Here is a 17493-nt window from a genome sequence, read left to right as displayed (position 1 = left end):
AAATGTGGACAACTATTTACCCACATGTGATTAAAACTGTCCACATGTTATACACAAATTGTGGATAAGATAAAGATGTGGAAAACTTATTCAAAGTGAAAACACAACTATAATATCAAAAAAAAGTGGCTATAGCAATGAATTTAAGAAAGTTATCCACAAAATCAATACCTTGTGGAATAAACTTGTCCACAACACGATATACTGTGTAAAAGTGGGAAAAAAGTTTGTGGATATAAAAAACGTGAAAAAACATTTATCCACAAGGAAATATAGATGCTGTGAAAAAGTATGTGAATAGGTTCAAAATGAATATTTGATGAAAATTTCTAGAACCATTGACATTTTCCTAGTTGATTAACTATAATTTATAGGACTGTCTTTAACAGATATTCCTCAGGGAGGTGTCATATAATGAAAAGAACTTACCAACCAAATAAACGTAAGCGCAGCAAAGTACATGGTTTCCGCAGCCGTATGAGCACAGCGAACGGACGTAAAGTGCTAGCAGCTCGTCGTCGTAAAGGAAGAAAAGTATTATCTGCGTAGACCACTGATCGTTCAGTGGTCTTTTTTTCTAATAATAGTGAATTTCCGCTGATGAAATACAGGAGTGTCAATTGATATGAAGAAAAAACATCGTATAAAGAAGAATGATGAATTCCAGGCGGTTTTTCAAAAAGGAAAATCAAATGCGAATCGTCAGTTTGTTGTATACCAATTAGATAAAGAAGAACAGCCAAACTTTCGCATCGGCCTTTCTGTTAGCAAGAAAATAGGAAATGCAGTAGTTCGTAATCGAATTAAGCGCATGGTCCGTCAGGCTATTACAGAGTTAAAAGATGAGATAGATTCTGGAAAAGATTTTGTTATAATAGCAAGGAAGCCTTGTGCAGAGATGACATATGAAGAAGTAAAGAAAAGCTTAATTCATGTCTTTAAACGCTCTGGTATGAAAAGAATAAAAAAGTAGCGTAAGGAAATGAATTACACTATATACATACCGATACAAGGAGGAGTAGGCTTTGAAAAAGAAATTAGGTTTACTAGCCATGGTCGTTGCATTAATGGCGATTGCCACCGGTTGTAGTGAAACAGGTCAGCCGATTACATCGAAAAGTACTGGGATTTGGAATGAATATTTCGTATATCCGCTTTCTCAGTTAATCACGTATTTTGCCGACTTATTTAACAGTAATTACGGTTTAGCAATTGTTATTACAACTCTTATCATTCGTTTTGCATTATTACCATTAATGATTAAACAAACAAAGAGTACAAAGGCAATGCAAGCGTTACAACCAGAAATGGTGAAGTTAAAAGAGAAATATAGTTCTAAAGATCAAGCAACACAGCAAAAACTACAACAAGAAATGATGCAGTTATATCAAAAGAATGGTGTAAATCCATTGGCAGGATGTTTACCGATATTTGTTCAGATGCCTATTTTATTCGCGTTTTATCATGCGATTATGAGAACAACAGCAATTAGTGAACATACATTTTTATGGTTTGATTTAGGACAGGCAGATCCGTTCTATATCTTACCGGTTGTTGCAGCAATTACGACATTTATTCAGCAAAAGCTTGCAATGGCAGGAACAGCTGGTCAAAATCCGCAAATGGCAATGATGCTTTGGCTTATGCCGATTATGATTTTAATCTTTGCGATTAACTTCCCAGCAGCATTATCACTTTACTGGGTTGTTGGTAATATCTTTGGGATTGCTCAAATGTACTTTATCAAAGGGCCAGAGATTAAGGCTAGCAAAGCTGGAGGCTCAAGCAAGTGAGTGTAATTACTGCTAAAGGACAAACAGTCGAGCTGGCAGTAGAGGATGCTTTAAGGCAATTAAATACATCAAAAGATCAAGTAGATATAAATATTGTCGATGAGGGTAAAAGAGGATTCCTTGGTTTATTTGGGAATCGTCCTGCAGTAGTAGAAGTTGTATTGAAGAAAGATCCAATTCAGGAATGTGAAGAATATTTAAGAAATGTTATTCACAATATGGGTGTGGAAGTTGAAATTAGTAAAATTGTAAAAGGACGCGAAATCGAATTTACAATTTCTGGTGATGATGTAGGGGTTTTAATTGGAAAAAGAGGTAATACATTGAACTCTTTACAGTATTTAACAAAACTTGTCGCGAATCGTAACACGAAGCAGTATATCGGTATTACACTAGATGCTGAAAATTATCGTAGTAAAAGAAAAAGTACGTTAGAATCACTTTCTTATCGATTAGCGAAACAAGTATCTAATACGAAAAAAAGAGTTATTTTAGAACCGATGCCATCTTTTGAACGAAAAATTATTCATCAGGCATTATCAAATCATCAAGGTATCAAAACAACTTCTGAAGGAAATGAACCACATCGGCATGTTGTAATATCTCCTAAATGACCGGTTGCTCAAATGAGTGCCGGTTTTTTTGAGCGAAAAATAGATGTGGATAACTAAAAAACACTAAACTTATCCACTGTGAATAAGTTTAGTGTTTTTTACATGGGGATATAATAAAATGAGTTATTCTTCTTTTGTAGATAGGTTCGTTATGGTATCCTAATAATTTAGTGAAAGAAATAATCATGTTGAAATAGAGATAAATAAGCAAGTGAGGTGAAAGGACATGGAATTTGATACAATTGCTGCGATTTCCACAGCGCTTGGAGAGGGTGCAATTGCCATTGTTCGAGTAAGTGGGGATGATGCGGTTGAGAAAGTTGACCGTATTTTTAAAGGGAAGGATTTAACAGAGGTTCCTTCTCACACTATTCATTATGGTCATATCATTGATTTAGATACAAATCAAGTTATTGAAGAAGTTATGGTGTCTATTATGCGCGCACCAAGGACTTTTACACGTGAAAATATAGTTGAAATTAACTGTCATGGTGGACTTGTTTCAGTAAATAAAGTATTGCAACTTATTCTAGCACAAGGAGTACGATTGGCAGAACCGGGCGAATTTACAAAACGTGCTTTTTTAAATGGACGTATCGATTTATCACAAGCAGAAGCTGTTATGGATTTGATTCGAGCAAAAACAGATCGTGCGATGAATGTAGCAATTAATCAAATGGAAGGGCGATTATCTAAATTAATTGGTCGCCTACGTCAAGAAATATTAGAAACGTTAGCTCATGTTGAGGTAAATATAGATTATCCAGAATACGATGATGTAGAAGAGATGACACATAATATTTTAATTGAGAAAGCGACGCATGTTCGTTCGGAAATCGAAAAAATATTAGAAACATCAAAACAAGGGAAAATTTTACGTGAAGGTATTGCTACAGCAATTATCGGTAGACCTAACGTTGGGAAATCATCGTTATTAAATAGTCTTGTTCAGGAGAAAAAGGCAATTGTAACTGATATTGCAGGAACAACTCGTGATGTTATTGAAGAGTACGTTAATGTGCGTGGTGTACCTCTTAAACTTATAGATACAGCCGGTATTCGTGAGACAGAAGATGTTGTTGAACGAATTGGTGTGGAGCGTTCAAAAGAAATGATGAGCCAAGCGGATTTAGTATTAGTTGTTGTCAACTATAGCGAGGCTTTAACAAATGAGGATGAAGATCTATTCCGTGCGGTACAAGGAAAAGACTTTATTGTTATTGTGAATAAGACTGATTTACCGCAAACGATTGATATGGAACGTGTTACAGAGTTAGCCGCGGGAAATCGTGTTATTACAACATCTTTAATCGAGGAACAAGGAATAGATGAACTAGAAAAGGCAATAGCTGATTTATTCTTTGAAGGAACAATTGATTCTGCAGATATGACATATGTTTCTAATACGAGACATATTGGATTATTAACACAAGCGGGACAAACAATCGGTGATGCAATTGAGGCGATAGAAAATGGTGTGCCAATTGATATGGTACAAATTGATTTAACAAGAACGTGGGAAATACTTGGTGAAATTACTGGTGACACAGTTCATGAAAGCTTAATTGACCAGTTGTTCTCTCAATTTTGTTTAGGAAAATAATATAGTGATGTTTTAGAAAGATAGAGATTATTAGGAGGAATAAACAATGGGATACAATGCCGGTTCATACGATGTCATAGTAATCGGTGCAGGTCATGCAGGATGTGAAGCTGGTCTTGCGGCAGCACGAATGGGCTCAAAAACATTAATGTTAACAATTAACTTAGATATGGTAGCGTTCATGCCATGTAACCCTTCTGTTGGTGGACCAGCAAAAGGGATTGTTGTTCGTGAAATTGATGCATTAGGCGGAGAAATGGGACGTAATATTGATAAAACTCATATTCAAATGCGTATGCTAAATACAGGTAAGGGCCCAGCTGTACGTGCGCTTCGAGCACAAGCTGATAAATTCTCTTACCAACATGAATTGAAGAAAACAATTGAGGAAACACCAAACTTATCGTTGTTCCAAGGAATGGTAGAGCGTTTAATCGTTGAAGAAGGTGTATGTAAAGGGGTAGTTACACAAGCTGGTGCAGAATATATAGCGAAAACCGTTGTAATTACGACTGGAACATTTTTACGTGGCGAGATTATCATGGGCGATTTAAAATATTCAAGCGGTCCAAATAATCAACAACCGTCTATTACATTATCTGAGCATTTAGAGGAGCTCGGATTTGATCTTGTTAGATTTAAAACAGGGACACCTCCGCGTGTAAACAGTAATACAATTGACTACAGTAAAACAGAAATTCAACCAGGTGATGATAAGCCGCGTTCGTTCTCTTTTGAAACAACGAAATTTATTATGGATCAAATTCCATGTTGGTTGACATATACAAGTACAGAAACACACCGTTTAATAGATGAAAATTTACATCGTTCAGCTATGTATTCTGGTATGATTAAAGGAACAGGTCCTAGGTACTGTCCTTCTATTGAAGACAAAGTAGTAAGATTTAATGACAAACCACGTCATCAAATTTTCTTAGAGCCAGAAGGGCGTAATACACAAGAAGTATATGTACAAGGTTTATCCACAAGCCTACCAGAAGATGTACAACGTGACATGCTTAGAACAATTCCAGGCCTAGAAAATGTTGAAATGATGCGCACAGGTTATGCAATTGAATATGATGCAATTGTGCCAACACAATTATGGCCAACACTTGAAACGAAAAAGATTAAAAATTTATATACAGCAGGACAAATTAATGGAACTTCTGGTTACGAAGAGGCCGCAGGACAAGGGCTTATGGCTGGGATTAATGCAGCATGCCGTTCTTTAGGTAAAAAAGAAGTTGTTTTAGGCCGCGAGGATGCTTATATTGGTGTCTTAATTGATGATCTTGTAACGAAAGGTACAAATGAACCATATCGTTTATTAACATCTCGTGCAGAATACCGTCTATTATTACGCCATGATAATGCTGATCTTCGTTTAACTGAAGTTGGTCGTGAAATTGGGTTAATTAAAGAAGAGCGCTATGAGCGATTTACAAATAAAAAATTACAAATTGAACAGGAAAAGGAACGTTTAAGCAGCATTATTATTAAACCACGTCCTGAAGTTCAAGAATTAATTCGCAATATTGGTGGAAGTGAATTGAAAGATGGAATACGTGCAAGTGACTTATTACGTCGTCCAGAGATGACATATGAGCATATTCATCTTTTAGTACCAAGTGAAGTAGAATTAAGCGATGAAGTTACAGAACAAGTTGAAATTCAGATTAAGTACGAAGGATATATTGAAAAATCTTTACAGCAAGTAGAGCGTATGAAGAAAATGGAGAATAAAAAAATCCCTGTAGATATTGATTATGACGCGATTTCTAGCCTTGCCTCAGAAGCTAGACAGAAATTGAAAGATGTTCGTCCACTTTCAATGGGGCAGGCTTCACGTATTTCGGGTGTAAATCCAGCGGATATTTCCATTTTACTTGTGTATATTGAACAAGGAAAAATTGCGCGCGTATCGAACCAATAAATAGTAAGGAGATATTGCTAGATGAACATAGAACAATTTCAATCTATGCTAGAAGAGAAGGGAATCACCCTCTCTTCTAGACAGTTAGAGCAGTTCAAAATCTACTTTGAAACATTAGTAGAGTGGAATGAAAAAATGAATTTAACGGCTATTACAGAAAAAGAAGAAGTATATTTAAAACACTTTTTTGATTCCATTACAGCTGCTTTTTATTATGATTTTTCAAAACCATTCTCAATTTGCGATGTTGGTGCAGGGGCTGGATTCCCAAGTATTCCTTTGAAAATCTGTTTCCCGCACTTAAAAGTAACGATTGTAGACTCATTGCAAAAACGTATTAATTTCTTAAATCACTTAGCACAAAAGTTAGAATTAAGTGACGTTGCATTTTGTCACGATCGTGCTGAAACATTTGGGAAAAAAGAAGGTGTACGTGAATCATACGATATTGTAATGGCACGTGCAGTTGCGCGTCTTTCTGTATTAAGTGAGCTATGTTTACCACTTGTAAAAGTTGGAGGAACATTCATTGCAATGAAAGGTGCAGCAGCAAACGAGGAAATTGAAAATGGCAAGTATGCTTTAGAGGTGCTAGGCGGAGAGTTAAAAGAGATGTCTACGTTCCAATTACCGTTTGAAGAGAGTGAACGTAATATTTTATTAATCGAGAAAAAGCGCAAGACACCAAAGAAATATCCACGCAAACCGGGAACACCCAATAAATTACCTATTGAAAAATAAATCTTATTAGACGTAAGATTAAATTATATAAATGAAAACGTAAATGTTTCATAGGAAACATTTTATGGAGAATAGTCAATAGGCCTAAAAGGTGGTGGAATATGTATGAAAAATACGTTTTCTCGTTTATTTGGCTTTGGAGATAAAGAGAGCGAATTCGAATTACAAGACGAAAGCCATGAAGAGATAGATAAAAAGGTATATGAAGAAATACAAGAAATTCCGATAGTAAATATTACCCCTAACCGTTATCAACCAAGAACAGTTTTTGATGATGCGCGTATTGATGAGCTAGCATTAACGATTCGTACACATGGACTTATTCAGCCGATTGTTGTAAGGCAATATGAGGATGACAAGTACGAGATTATTGCTGGAGAAAGACGTTTTCGTGCAGCAACAAAGTTAGGGTGGGAAAAGGTTCCTGCAATTATAAAGAACTTAAATGATACAGAGACAGCTTCTGTAGCTTTAATTGAAAACTTGCAACGTGAGGAACTAACGGCAATCGAGGAAGCTGTGGCATATCAAAAGCTAATTGAGTTACATAATTTAACACAAGAAGCATTGGCACAACGACTTGGAAAAGGACAATCTACAATCGCAAATAAGTTGCGATTGTTAAAGTTGCCTGAAGAAATAAAAAGTGCATTATTAGAAAAAAGCATTACAGAACGTCACGCCCGCGCTCTCATTCCTTTAAAAAATGAGGAATTACAACTGAAGGTTTTACAGGAAATTGTGGAGAAACAACTGAATGTAAAGCAAACAGAAGAACGAATTGCGAAGTTACTAGAGGAAGCAAAACCGAAGCGTAAGGCAAAGCAAAAAGCAGTAAGTCGAGATACGAGGATTGCTATGAATACAATTAGACAATCTTTACAAATGGTTACTGAAAGTGGTTTGAATGTTAATTCTGAGGAAGAAGAATTTGATGAGTACTATCAAATTACAATTAAAATTCCAAAGAAAAAATAATAATGACGTGTTAGAGACCTTATCCTATTGGAGAGGTCTCTTTTACTATATTTTCTTGTTAAATGAAGAAGGAGTTTAGAAATAAATTTTGAAGTTTAATAAAGGACGTAAAAGAAAAAGTTTTATTTCATGTTACAATAAACGTAATTGTTACTAGAATAAGATAGAAAGGTTGAAAGTAGGTGACATCATGGGAAAAATCATTGCTATTGCTAATCAAAAAGGCGGTGTTGGAAAAACCACAACATCTGTTAATTTAGGGGCTGGATTGGCACAAGTAGGTAAAAAAGTCCTTCTTGTAGATATTGATGCTCAAGGAAATGCAACGACTGGTGTGGGGATTGAAAAATCTGAATTAGATCAATGTATTTACAATGTTCTTGTGGAAGATGCAGATGTTCAAGGGGTTATACAGAAAACCGCAACTGAAAACTTAGATGTTCTACCCGCTACAATTCAATTGGCTGGTGCTGAAATTGAATTGGTACCGACTATTTCCCGGGAAGTACGTTTGCAAAGAGCATTACAGCCAGTTCGTGATGAATATGATTATATTATTATCGACTGTCCCCCGTCTTTAGGGTTATTAACGATTAATGCATTAACAGCAGCAGATTCGGTTATTATTCCGGTACAGTGTGAATATTACGCACTAGAAGGCTTAAGTCAGCTATTAAATACAGTTCGACTTGTACAAAAACATTTAAATAAAAATTTAGCAATTCAAGGCGTATTGTTAACGATGTTGGATGCCCGTACAAATTTAGGGATCCAAGTTATAGATGAAGTGAAAAAGTATTTTAGGGATAAAGTATATCGCTCGATTATTCCGCGTAATGTACGCTTGAGCGAGGCTCCAAGTCATGGGAAACCTATTATGCAGTATGACGCTAAATCAAGAGGAGCAGAAGTATATATAGATTTAGCAGAGGAAGTGATTGCAGGTGGCTAAAGGATTAGGAAGAGGAATTAATGTGTTTTTTCCTGATTTAGATGTGAAAGAAGAGGAAACAATCCAGGAGATTCTTGTAACTGAATTAAGGCCAAATCCATATCAACCGCGTAAACACTTTAATAAAGAGGCTATTCAGGAATTAGCAATTTCGATTAAGGAACACGGTATTCTACAACCATTAATTGCTAGGAAGAGTATTAAAGGATATGAAATCGTTGCAGGTGAAAGACGATTTCGTGCTGCAAAAGAAGCTGGTTTAGAAAAAGTACCTGCGGTTGTAAGACAATTAACTGAACAGCAAATGATGGAATTTGCTTTGTTAGAAAACTTACAACGAGAAGATTTAAATCCTATGGAAGAGGCAATGGCATACCAGATGTTAATGAATGAGCTAAATGTAACGCAAGAACAATTAGCAAAACGTCTTGGCAAAAGCAGACCTTACATTGCAAATTATACTCGGTTATTAAGCCTCCCTTCGTTCGTCCAAGATATGATTGCAAATGGTCAACTTTCAATGGCTCATGGGAGAACTTTACTTACGATAAAAGATGAAGAGCAATTGAAGTCCTTATTGAAACGCATTGAAAAAGAAGGATTAAATGTTCGTCAATTAGAGAAAATCGTCCAAGAGATTAATCAACACGTTTCACGTGAAACAAAAAAAGTGAAAAAAGAGCGAAATATATTTTTCGTAGAACGTGAAACGTTCTTAAGAGAAAAGTTTGGCACAGATGTGAAAATTAAAGAGACGAAAAAAGAAAAAGGTAAAATCGAAATTGAATTTTTTAATAAAGAAGATTTAAATCGTATTTTAGAACTATTATCACAGAAAAATTAAAGAGCAAACCATCTTATTATTTATAGATGGTTTGCTTTTTTTAATGCGGATAATTTTTGATCTGTCTCTTTTATACTTTGTGCGATTACATCAGCCATTTTCATGACTAAACTTAATCTTGTATTTTGAAGAACGAAAAACTCCATAAACCCATTTAGATTGACGATACCGTGTATATGCAAATCACCAACTGCAGGTAATTTCTTATTCATAGCAGCTCCAGGTTTACTAGGTCCCTTTCCAGTAGTAATTGACCCGATATTTTGGGACTTTCCTAAACATGCATCAACAGCAATTATAAATGCAGTAGGATATTCTTTCTGTATATTCTGAATTTTTTCTTCTAGATTTAGCGCATGTACGGGCTCATCGAGTGTACCGAATACTTGGAGGTTTTTGATGTCTATTTGTTCAAGTTTTGTACCAACTAACGGGCCAAGTGCGTCACCTGTAGAACGATCTGTTCCGATACAAACGAGAATGAGTGGTATATTAGTTTTAATAGGAATATGGGTAAGTAAGAAATTACTGATTATCTCAGAGGCTTCTAGATCTTGGTGCATAACGTTTTGAGTTTCTTTCTCAAAAAATGGTAAGCGAAAACTTCCAATATTCATGAAGCACCCATCCTTTTAATAAATTTTCAATATATGTTATATGGTGAGAAAAATGGAAAGCTATAAGTGCGTAATTTTTGCAAAATGTGAATGAAAACGGAAATAATAGTACTAGTATATATATATTCGTTCCATTTTATACCTGAATGGCGGGTATAAAATAGGATTAAAATCATAAAATTTTTTCAGCAATTAGAGGACTTCTGATACAATAATAAGGATAACTAAAAAGAAATTTTAGCTAGAGAGGTAGAGGTACATGGATTTATTAACGAAGTGGTTTAATTCTACGAAACAGTATTTATTAGATGCTGATCGTTGGGCTCATATTGGAGTTGCGACATTAAAAATATGTATTATTTTAATAATTGGTGCAGTTGTTGTGCGAATTGCAAGAGCGGTTGTACGAAATGCGTTTCGTATGGGGAGTCGTTCTCCAATTCAAATTTCAGAACGTCGTACAGTTACAGTAGCGAAATTACTTGAAAATATTGTAGCGTACGTTGTTATGTTCATTATGCTAATTGCGATTTTAGGTGTGTTTGATATTAATGCATCAGGTTTATTAGCGGGGGCCGGGGTAATTGGTTTAGCAGTCGGATTTGGTGCTCAAAGTTTAGTGAAAGACGTTATTACAGGTTTATTTATTTTGCTAGAAGATCAGTTTTCAGTTGGCGATTATGTTAAAATCGGTCAATTTGAAGGAGTCGTTTTAGAAATTGGACTCCGCACAACGAAAGTAAAGAGTTGGACAGGTGAAATTCATACTTTACCAAACGGAAGTATTATTCAAGTTACTAACTACTCAGTTAGTAATAGTGTAGCTTTTGTTGATGTATCTATTTCATATGAGGCTGATATTGCGAAAGCAGAGCAGGTTATTGAAGATTTATTAGTAGAGTTACCTTCAAAGTACGAAAAAATGGTAACAACACCTCAATTATTAGGTGTGCAAACATTAGCTGCATCAGAAGTTATATTACGCGTTATTGCTGAAGTAGAGCCGATGCAACATGCAGTTATTGCAAGGGCACTTCGTAAAGAGATTAAAAATCGTCTTGATTTACATGGAATTGAAATTCCATATCCACGTATGGTTTTATATAATCGTGAAGAATTGGTTAGTGGAAAAGCAATTTAGTATGGAGAGGAGTTTGAAGAGTGGAGCAAAAGGAATATAACTTGTACGATGTTGTGGAAATGAAGAAAGCACATCCATGTGGCGAGAATCGTTGGAAAATTATTCGTATGGGAATGGATATCCGCATTAAGTGCGAGGGATGTGACCATTCAGTAATGATTACTCGAAGAGAGTTTGATCGTAAGGTGAAAAAAATACTTGTGAAGCACGAAGAATAGAGGGAGAGTAACAGTTACAGTAGGTAACTGTTACTTTTTTTCGTTTGGCGGAAACTTGTCATTTTTTTCGTTACTATCTATAATGATGAAAGATTGAGACATAGGAGTGAAAAATATGGGATTAACGGCTGGGATTGTTGGATTACCTAACGTAGGGAAGTCCACTTTATTTAATGCAATTACACAAGCAGGAGCAGAATCTGCGAACTATCCATTCTGTACAATTGATCCAAACGTAGGAATTGTAGAAGTACCAGATGAGCGTTTAAATAAATTAACGGAATTAGTAGAACCGAAAAAGACTGTTCCGACTGTATTCGAGTTTACTGATATTGCAGGTATCGTAAAAGGTGCTAGTAAAGGTGAAGGTTTAGGAAATAAATTCTTATCTCACATTCGTCAAGTAGATGCAATTTGTCAAGTTGTTCGTTGTTTTGAAGACGAAAATATTACGCACGTTTCAGGGAAAGTAGATCCAATTGATGATATCGAAACAATCAACTTAGAGCTAATTTTAGCGGACTTAGAGTCTGTTGATAAGCGTATCGAGCGTGTTGCGAAATTAGCAAGACAAAAAGATAAAGAAGCTGTATATGAGCATGAAATTTTAGTTCGTTTAAAAGAAGCTTTTGAAGAGGGGAAACCAGCTCGTACTGTTGAATTTACAGAAGAGCAAATGAAGATTGTTAAAGGCCTTCATTTACTTACAACAAAAGAAATGTTATACGTAGCGAACGTAAGTGAAGACGATGTTATCGATCCTTCAGAAAATAAATACGTACAAATGGTAAAAGAATTTGCAGAAAATGAAAATTCTCAAGTAATCGTTGTATGTGCAAAAATCGAATCAGAAATTGCTGAATTAGACGAGGAAGAGAAAAAAGTATTCCTTGAAGAATTAGGTATTGAAGAGTCTGGTTTAGATCAATTAATTCGTGCAGCATATGACCTATTAGGACTTGCTACTTACTTTACAGCTGGCGTTCAAGAAGTACGTGCTTGGACATTTAAACAAGGTATGAAGGCACCACAATGTGCTGGCGTTATCCATACAGACTTTGAGCGTGGATTTATTCGTGCAGAAACAGTTTCTTACGATGACTTAATGACAAACGGTTCTATGACAGCTGCAAAAGAAGCTGGAAAAGTACGTTTAGAAGGAAAAGAGTATATCGTAAAAGACGGAGATGTTATGCACTTCCGTTTTAACGTTTAATTTAATATTTCCTAGGAAAAATAAAGATATGAGCTTGGCGAATATATTATATGTTTGCCAAGTTTTTTATGTATTGGTGAGTTGATTCATATAACTTACTATGATATAATCTAAACTCGTGAGTAATTACTATAAATTAATTGCTCCTTGCCCATTATGGGCCGTTTAGACCAAAAGGAGGTGAAAGTGTAATGAGAAAGTACGAAATTATGTACATCATTCGTCCTGGCGTTGAAGAAGAAGCTCAAAAAGCTTTAGTTGAACGTTTTGCAGGTGTTTTAACAAACAATGGTGCAGAAATCATTAACACGAAAGAGTGGGGTAAGCGTCGTTTAGCTTACGAAATCAACGACTTACGTGAAGGTTTCTACATGATCTTAAACGTGAACTCTAACGCAGAAGCGATTAACGAATTCGACCGTTTAGCTAAGATCAACGAAGACATCCTTCGTCATATCGTTGTTAAAGAAGAAGAAAAATAATTGATATATAAGGGAGAGTGGTTCGATTGATGAATCGTGTTATCCTCGTTGGTCGTTTAACTAAGGACCCTGACTTACGTTACACGCCCAATGGTGTTGCAGTAGCTACTTTTACGTTAGCTGTGAATCGCGCATTTGCGAATCAACAAGGTGAGCGTGAAGCTGACTTTATTAATTGTGTAATATGGCGTAAACAAGCAGAAAACGTAGCAAATTATTTGAAAAAAGGAAGCTTAGCAGGCGTAGATGGACGTCTTCAAACTCGTAATTACGATGGACAAGACGGTAAACGTGTATATGTAACAGAAGTTCTTGCGGAAAGCGTACAATTTTTAGAGCCGCGTAATGGCGGTGGGGAGCAACGTGGTTCATTCAATCAGCAACCATCAGGAGCTGGTTTCGGTAACCAAAGCTCTAACCCATTTGGTCAATCTAGTAATTCAGGTAACCAAGGTAACCAAGGTAACTCTGGATTTACGAAGAATGACGATCCATTTTCAAATGTAGGTCAACCGATCGACATTTCCGACGACGATTTACCGTTCTAATACAGTAAATTTGTTAGTTTTAACAAAGAATGGAGGGAAATAGACATGGCAGGACGCAAAGGTGGACGTGCGAAACGTCGTAAGGTGTGTTTCTTCACAGCTAACGGCATCACTCGCATTGACTATAAAGATGTTGATTTATTAAAACGTTTCGTTTCTGAGCGTGGTAAAATTTTACCTCGTCGTGTAACAGGGACAAGCGCAAAATACCAACGCAAACTTACAGTTGCAATTAAACGTGCTCGTCAAATGGCACTTTTACCATATGTTGGTGAATAATAGCGTATGAAATGCACAGTAGAGTCGGACTCTACTGTGCATTTTGCTATGCTTTTCTTTTTTGAAAGAGAGGTTAAAATGTGAAACAAACAAAGTTTATTACAGAAGGCGCAGCGTTATTAGCTATATATGCAATTTTATTGCTTATATCTATGTATGTTCCGATTTTGGGTACTGTTGTAACTTTTGCGTTGCCGTTACCATTTATACTATTAACGATAAGACATAAACTATCTAATGTGCTTGTGGTTTTTGTAGCGGCACTTTTTGTTACTATTATTGTGAGTCAACCCATGAATTTAGTGAAGACCATTATGTTTGGATTGATAGGGATTGTTTTAGGATATATGTATAAAACAAGAAAAAAACCAGTGGAAATCTTAATAGCGGGGACGCTTGCATACTTAATTGGTTTTGTACTTATTTATGTTGCGAGTATAAAGTTTTTCAACATAGATATAATGAAGCAAATGCAAAGTGTGTTTAGTGAAAGTATGGTGCAAAGTGAAAAGATAGTAAGTGCTATAGGTATGCCGATTAGTAAGGAACAAAAAGAGTTACTTACACAAATGAACGATATATTACAATCGTTATTTCCAAGTATACTTGTTCTAGTTTCAGTATGTTTTTCTTGGATTACAGTGATAATATCAGGTAGTGTTTTGAAAAAGTTAAAACATGACATTATACCTTGGCCTAAATTTAAAGATATACAATTACCAAAGAGTATTGTTTGGTATTACGTTATATTTATTTTGTTAGCAACTTTTATAAAAGTAGAACCAACATCATATTTACATATGGTATTTTCTAACCTATATGTCATATTTGCACTATTGCTTGTACTGCAAGGTCTGACATTCATCTCCTTTTTAGCGTATAGAAAAGGTTTTACTAAAGGGGTTCCTATTATTAGTTTTATTGTATGCATGTTTATTCCGATGCTGTTTCCTCTTGTGACAATCTTAGGTATAATTGACTTAGGGATTTCATTGCGTTCTAAAATAGGGGAATAGGGTAATATTCCTTATACTATTTTAATCTGTTTAACTAACTGGAAGGTGAGTTAGTTTTACTTTATAGGAGTTGTATACATGCCTGAATTTGATAAGAAACAGTGGTTTTTATATCCTGTTTATGTATTGGCATTTTTTGTATTTGTTCTCATTTCAATTCTCTGTTATTTTCATTTAATTATGGGGATAGCTGCTTTTGTCATTTTTTGTATCGTATTCTTTATCGTTATACGATTTGAACTTAATTTTCAAAGGAATTTCGAAAAGCATACGACAGATATGATTACGAGGGTAAAGAAAGTAAGTAACGAAGCATTTAACCAAATGCCGATTGGTATTTTGTTATACAATAAGGATTATGGGATTGATTGGGCAAATCCTTATTTATCTTCATGTCTGGGACAGCATGCATTAGCTGGATGGCACCTTTACGATGTATCAGAAACATTACTTCTTTTCATTAAAGGAGAAACTTCTGATGATATAGTCTCTTTAAATAATCGAAAGTTTCGCGTTTTTGTAAGGAAAGAAGAAAAGTTAATTTATTTCTTTGATGTAACGGAACAAACAGAAATCGAAAAGATGTACGAGGATCAACGAACTGTTTTAGCTGTCATTTATTTGGATAATTATGATGAAGTTACACAAGGATTAGATGATCAATTACGTACGAATATAACAAGTCTTGTGACATCGCGACTAAATGAATGGGCACTTAAGTATGGTGCGTATTTAAAACGTGCATCTTCAGAAAGATTCTTCGTTGTGTTAAATGAAAGTATTCTGACGCAGATGGAGAAAGGGAAATTTAGTATTTTAGATCAGGTGCGTGAGGAAACATCTAAAAGGAATATACCACTTACATTAAGTGTAGGTGTCGGATCAGGTGATTTACCTTTATCAGAGCTTGGGGCAATGGCTCAATCTGGTTTAGACCTTGCGCTTGGGCGTGGGGGAGACCAAGTAGCTATTAAACAAGCGACAGGTAAAGTTAAGTTCTATGGAGGTAAGACAAATCCGGTTGAAAAACGTACCCGTGTACGTGCTAGGGTCATTTCGCATGCGTTAAAGGATTTAGTATTAGAAAGTAGTAATGTCATTATTATGGGGCATAGGGCTCCTGATATGGACGCAATTGGTGCTGCGATTGGTATTTTAAAAGTGGCTCAGCTAAATGAGCGTAAAGGATATATTGTGTTAGATGAAAATGATTCCGATAAAGGAATTAAGCGCTTGATGGACAAAGTGAAACAAAATGAGGAGTTATGGTCTCATTTTATTACTCCAGAGCAAGCGATGGAGTTTGCAAATGATGAGTCGTTGCTTGTTGTTGTCGATACGCATAAACCTTCTATGGTGATGCAGCAAAAACTGTTACATAAAATTGAAAATGTAGTAGTTATTGATCATCATCGCCGTGGAGAAGATTTTATTGAAGATCCATTGCTAGTTTACATGGAACCATATGCTTCTTCAACGGCAGAATTGGTTACAGAATTGCTTGAGTATCAACCGAAAAATTTAAAGATGACAATGTTAGAAGCAACGGCATTGTTAGCGGGTATTATTGTCGACACGAAAAGTTTCACATTCCGGACGGGGGCTCGTACGTTTGATGCTGCTTCTTATTTACGTTCACATGGTGCAGATACTGTACTTGTACAAGAACTTTTAAAGGAAGATATGGATCAGTATTTACGGGTTGCAAAAGCTATAAAAAATGCGTACATTTATAAAAATGGAATTGCGATTGCTAAAGTTGATAGTGATGATTACTACGATCAAGTGCTTATTGCGCAATCAGCTGACACGTTACTAACAATGACAGGAATTATTGCATCATTTGTTGTTGCGAAACGTGGCGAGAATCTCATTGGAATTAGCAGCAGGTCTTTAGGTGAAGTGAATGTGCAGCTAATTATGGAAAACTTAGGTGGTGGCGGGCATTTGACAAATGCAGCCACACAAATGAAAAATGTTACAGTAGATGAAGCTGAGGAGAAGCTTCGATTTGTTATTGATGACTATTTACAGGGAGGCACACAATCATGAAAGTAATTTTTCTAAAAGACGTAAAAGGTAAAGGTAAAAAAGGAGAAGTAAAAAACGTACCAGATGGCTATGCAAATAACTTCTTACTAAAACAAGGATTGGCTGCTGAAGCAACAAATAGCAGTATGAAAACTTTAGAAGCTCAAAAGCGTAAAGAAGAAAAAGATGCAGCAGCAGAAGTTGAGAATGCAAAAGAGCTGAAAGAAACATTAGAGAAATTAACTGTAGAAGTAAAGGCGAAATCTGGAGAAGGTGGCCGTTTATTCGGTTCTATTACGAGCAAACAAATCGTAGATGCGATGCAAAAATCACATAAAATTAAACTTGATAAACGTAAATTTGAAATGGATGATGCAATTCGTGCATTAGGCTACACAAATGTAACAGTGAAATTGCATCCGCAAGTAACAGCGACAGTAAAAGTTCATGTTAGTGAACAATAAAAATAAATTAAGCAAGGAGG

At 35.7% G+C, this 17493-nt stretch carries 20 protein-coding genes; 19 read left to right on the top strand and 1 reads right to left on the bottom strand.

Going from position 1 to position 17493, the window contains the following annotated elements; translation table 11 throughout:
• Positions 1 to 414: 414 nt before the first annotated feature.
• The 10 genes from rpmH (at position 415) to spo0J (ending at position 9461) form a co-directional block, all read left to right on the top strand.
• Positions 415 to 549 carry a 50S ribosomal protein L34 gene (rpmH, locus tag AC241_RS27280; protein WP_000831901.1) on the top strand — a complete coding sequence of 45 codons (135 nt, stop codon included), beginning with the start codon at positions 415 to 417 and terminating at the stop codon, positions 547 to 549.
• Between the two features lie 76 nt (positions 550 to 625).
• A complete protein-coding gene (rnpA, locus tag AC241_RS27275; protein ID WP_000726621.1) occupies positions 626 to 973 on the top strand; it encodes a ribonuclease P protein component in 348 nt (115 codons plus the stop codon).
• Between the two features lie 52 nt (positions 974 to 1025).
• Complete coding sequence (spoIIIJ, locus tag AC241_RS27270; RefSeq protein WP_000727741.1) at positions 1026 to 1793, top strand: YidC family membrane integrase SpoIIIJ; 768 nt, start codon at positions 1026 to 1028, stop codon at positions 1791 to 1793.
• A complete protein-coding gene (jag, locus tag AC241_RS27265) occupies positions 1790 to 2407 on the top strand; it encodes an RNA-binding cell elongation regulator Jag/EloR (RefSeq protein WP_016079540.1) in 618 nt (205 codons plus the stop codon). The genes spoIIIJ and jag overlap by 4 nt, the downstream gene beginning before the upstream one ends.
• Before the next feature lie 226 nt (positions 2408 to 2633).
• Complete coding sequence (gene mnmE / locus AC241_RS27260; protein ID WP_029443714.1) at positions 2634 to 4010, top strand: tRNA uridine-5-carboxymethylaminomethyl(34) synthesis GTPase MnmE; 1377 nt, start codon at positions 2634 to 2636, stop codon at positions 4008 to 4010.
• Between the two features lie 46 nt (positions 4011 to 4056).
• On the top strand, positions 4057 to 5946 hold the full coding sequence (gene mnmG / locus AC241_RS27255; RefSeq protein ID WP_050844794.1) for a tRNA uridine-5-carboxymethylaminomethyl(34) synthesis enzyme MnmG: 1890 nt from the start codon (positions 4057 to 4059) through the stop codon (positions 5944 to 5946).
• A gap of 21 nt (positions 5947 to 5967) precedes the next feature.
• Entirely contained in the window at positions 5968 to 6687 is a 720-nt protein-coding gene (gene rsmG, locus AC241_RS27250; RefSeq protein WP_001019628.1) for a 16S rRNA (guanine(527)-N(7))-methyltransferase RsmG, read from the top strand.
• Between the two features lie 105 nt (positions 6688 to 6792).
• Positions 6793 to 7665: a nucleoid occlusion protein gene (noc, locus tag AC241_RS27245; RefSeq protein WP_000799016.1), complete on the top strand. Its 873-nt coding sequence runs from the start codon at positions 6793 to 6795 to the stop codon at positions 7663 to 7665.
• 190 nt (positions 7666 to 7855) lie between these two features.
• Positions 7856 to 8617: a sporulation initiation inhibitor protein Soj gene (soj, locus tag AC241_RS27240; protein ID WP_000516114.1), complete on the top strand. Its 762-nt coding sequence runs from the start codon at positions 7856 to 7858 to the stop codon at positions 8615 to 8617.
• On the top strand, positions 8610 to 9461 hold the full coding sequence (gene spo0J, locus AC241_RS27235; protein WP_080117058.1) for a stage 0 sporulation protein Spo0J: 852 nt from the start codon (positions 8610 to 8612) through the stop codon (positions 9459 to 9461). Before soj ends, spo0J begins: the two co-directional genes overlap by 8 nt.
• Positions 9462 to 9481: 20 nt before the next feature.
• On the opposite strand, the gene yyaC is transcribed toward spo0J, so the two are convergent.
• Complete coding sequence (gene yyaC / locus AC241_RS27230; RefSeq protein ID WP_016079544.1) at positions 9482 to 10078, bottom strand: spore protease YyaC; 597 nt, start codon at positions 10076 to 10078, stop codon at positions 9482 to 9484.
• Positions 10079 to 10337: 259 nt separating this feature from the next.
• Here yyaC and AC241_RS27225 point away from each other — a divergent pair, with 259 nt between their 5' ends.
• From AC241_RS27225 to rplI, 9 genes are all read left to right on the top strand, one after another.
• Positions 10338 to 11219, top strand: a complete 882-nt coding sequence (locus AC241_RS27225; RefSeq protein WP_000365111.1) for a mechanosensitive ion channel family protein — start codon at positions 10338 to 10340, stop codon at positions 11217 to 11219.
• A 20-nt stretch (positions 11220 to 11239) separates the two neighbouring features.
• A complete protein-coding gene (locus tag AC241_RS27220) occupies positions 11240 to 11437 on the top strand; it encodes a DUF951 domain-containing protein (RefSeq protein WP_000435486.1) in 198 nt (65 codons plus the stop codon).
• Positions 11438 to 11552: 115 nt separating this feature from the next.
• Positions 11553 to 12653, top strand: coding sequence for a redox-regulated ATPase YchF (gene ychF / locus AC241_RS27215; RefSeq protein ID WP_000524670.1), 1101 nt, complete (start codon positions 11553 to 11555; stop codon positions 12651 to 12653).
• Positions 12654 to 12844: 191 nt separating this feature from the next.
• Positions 12845 to 13135: a 30S ribosomal protein S6 gene (gene rpsF / locus AC241_RS27210; protein WP_001233781.1), complete on the top strand. Its 291-nt coding sequence runs from the start codon at positions 12845 to 12847 to the stop codon at positions 13133 to 13135.
• 26 nt (positions 13136 to 13161) lie between these two features.
• Complete coding sequence (ssb, locus tag AC241_RS27205) at positions 13162 to 13683, top strand: single-stranded DNA-binding protein (protein ID WP_000981963.1); 522 nt, start codon at positions 13162 to 13164, stop codon at positions 13681 to 13683.
• Positions 13684 to 13728: 45 nt separating this feature from the next.
• Positions 13729 to 13962, top strand: coding sequence for a 30S ribosomal protein S18 (gene rpsR / locus AC241_RS27200; protein ID WP_000918873.1), 234 nt, complete (start codon positions 13729 to 13731; stop codon positions 13960 to 13962).
• An 80-nt stretch (positions 13963 to 14042) separates the two neighbouring features.
• Entirely contained in the window at positions 14043 to 14978 is a 936-nt protein-coding gene (locus AC241_RS27195) for a YybS family protein (RefSeq protein WP_050844793.1), read from the top strand.
• 78 nt (positions 14979 to 15056) lie between these two features.
• On the top strand, positions 15057 to 17030 hold the full coding sequence (locus AC241_RS27190) for a DHH family phosphoesterase (RefSeq protein WP_016079546.1): 1974 nt from the start codon (positions 15057 to 15059) through the stop codon (positions 17028 to 17030).
• Positions 17027 to 17473 (top strand): 50S ribosomal protein L9, encoded by a 447-nt coding sequence (gene rplI / locus AC241_RS27185; protein WP_000864237.1) that lies wholly within the window; start codon positions 17027 to 17029, stop codon positions 17471 to 17473. The genes AC241_RS27190 and rplI overlap by 4 nt, the downstream gene beginning before the upstream one ends.
• Positions 17474 to 17493 lie beyond the last annotated feature (20 nt).

Origin of the sequence: Bacillus thuringiensis (assembly GCF_001182785.1) — a bacterium.
Classification (GTDB): Bacteria; Bacillota; Bacilli; order Bacillales; family Bacillaceae_G; genus Bacillus_A; species Bacillus_A thuringiensis_S.
The sequence above is the reverse complement of the archived record's forward strand: the minus strand, read 5'-3'. Positions and strand labels throughout refer to the sequence as shown.

What these genes read in the sequence shown, in the direction of transcription:
- rpmH (WP_000831901.1), top strand. Translation starts at nt 415, where the DNA reads ATGAAAAGAACTTACCAACCAAATAAACGTAAGCGCAGCAAAGTACAT.
- rnpA (WP_000726621.1), top strand. Translation starts at nt 626, where the DNA reads ATGAAGAAAAAACATCGTATAAAGAAGAATGATGAATTCCAGGCGGTT.
- mnmE (WP_029443714.1), top strand. Translation starts at nt 2,634, where the DNA reads ATGGAATTTGATACAATTGCTGCGATTTCCACAGCGCTTGGAGAGGGT.
- mnmG (WP_050844794.1), top strand. Translation starts at nt 4,057, where the DNA reads ATGGGATACAATGCCGGTTCATACGATGTCATAGTAATCGGTGCAGGT.
- rsmG (WP_001019628.1), top strand. Translation starts at nt 5,968, where the DNA reads ATGAACATAGAACAATTTCAATCTATGCTAGAAGAGAAGGGAATCACC.
- noc (WP_000799016.1), top strand. Translation starts at nt 6,793, where the DNA reads ATGAAAAATACGTTTTCTCGTTTATTTGGCTTTGGAGATAAAGAGAGC.
- soj (WP_000516114.1), top strand. Translation starts at nt 7,856, where the DNA reads ATGGGAAAAATCATTGCTATTGCTAATCAAAAAGGCGGTGTTGGAAAA.
- yyaC (WP_016079544.1), bottom strand. Translation starts at nt 10,078, where the DNA reads ATGAATATTGGAAGTTTTCGCTTACCATTTTTTGAGAAAGAAACTCAA.
- AC241_RS27225 (WP_000365111.1), top strand. Translation starts at nt 10,338, where the DNA reads ATGGATTTATTAACGAAGTGGTTTAATTCTACGAAACAGTATTTATTA.
- ychF (WP_000524670.1), top strand. Translation starts at nt 11,553, where the DNA reads ATGGGATTAACGGCTGGGATTGTTGGATTACCTAACGTAGGGAAGTCC.
- rpsF (WP_001233781.1), top strand. Translation starts at nt 12,845, where the DNA reads ATGAGAAAGTACGAAATTATGTACATCATTCGTCCTGGCGTTGAAGAA.
- rpsR (WP_000918873.1), top strand. Translation starts at nt 13,729, where the DNA reads ATGGCAGGACGCAAAGGTGGACGTGCGAAACGTCGTAAGGTGTGTTTC.
- AC241_RS27190 (WP_016079546.1), top strand. Translation starts at nt 15,057, where the DNA reads ATGCCTGAATTTGATAAGAAACAGTGGTTTTTATATCCTGTTTATGTA.
- rplI (WP_000864237.1), top strand. Translation starts at nt 17,027, where the DNA reads ATGAAAGTAATTTTTCTAAAAGACGTAAAAGGTAAAGGTAAAAAAGGA.